At 34.5% G+C, this 1111-nt stretch carries 1 protein-coding gene; it reads right to left on the reverse strand.

The window, feature by feature from the left end:
* Positions 1-42 precede the first annotated feature (42 nt).
* Positions 43-1111 (reverse strand): ComEC/Rec2 family competence protein (locus JGH11_RS20040; RefSeq protein WP_236264276.1); only part of this gene is annotated, 1069 nt, incomplete at its 5' end.

Consider the following 1111-nt stretch of genomic DNA (forward strand, 5'->3'; position numbering starts at 1 on the left):
TAAGAGAATAAGGATATAACTGTTTCTTTTCATATAGTAAATTTAATTGAAAGTAAAAGGTCCGAATATTCCTTTTATTTTCCGTTTAGTATTTTCATCTTCTAAAATATATACAGTGTATTTATCGCCATCGTCAAATACCCTTATAACAATATGACCTTGTGTACTTTTCATTTTTTTTGTCAAATCGCCAATAACAGTTTTAGCTGCAGGATGTAAATTAGTAGCAAAAATATTTATTGAGGAAGGATTCAAATATTTCGATAACATACGGTCTAATGTAGAATGATTAGGATGCAACGCATCACTCGCCTGAATAACATAAGTTTGAGGTTGGAGTGATGAGATAAATGCTTCATTTGTTGCATTATTATATCCATGATGATTTACACAACACACTTCTGTCTTACCTATAATCGAGGCTATCTGTGTCTCAACATCATGAAACTGACTTCTACCAGGCTTTGGATATCCAGTGACATCTCCCCCCGAGTAGTAGGAGAATTTGCCATATGTAATTTTCAGGACACAAGATAATGAGTTTTCTTGTGGAATATCATAATCCATTATTGAGTCGAACAAAGGAAAAAGATAGCGAGTAATAGTATCATTCCCCGTCCACATTCGTCCATTAGAATATATATTCTGAACCTTGAACTTATCTTTATAACTTATTGTGTCATACAATAAGGTAAACTGGCCATCCACTCCGGGCCGAAATTGCTCCACCTTTATCGGCCTTTGTGTATAACGTAGAAAATCTAAATAGTTCTTTATAGTCTTGTCTTTATGATCTACCAAATAATTATAATCAGGAAAACCTCGATCAACTAATTTGCCAACACGTATATTCTCGGCTACAGTTATAGCTCCTGTATTATAGAATTTCCCAGATACATTTAACGTTTTTAGAACTCCTCCTATATGATCGTTATGAAAATGAGTTAAGAGCATATAATCAAGACCTTGATTCTTATTGTTAGCCATGCTGTTAATATAATCTACGATCCATTCTCCCGGTGATTTTGAATCATTTGGTTTAAGTGCTACATGACGCTTCGCCTTAGCATTATTTTCACCGGCGTCAATCATCATAGTCGTTCCATCCGGC

The organism is Dysgonomonas sp. Marseille-P4677 (assembly GCF_016652235.1).
In the GTDB taxonomy this organism is placed as follows: Bacteria; Bacteroidota; Bacteroidia; order Bacteroidales; family Dysgonomonadaceae; genus Dysgonomonas.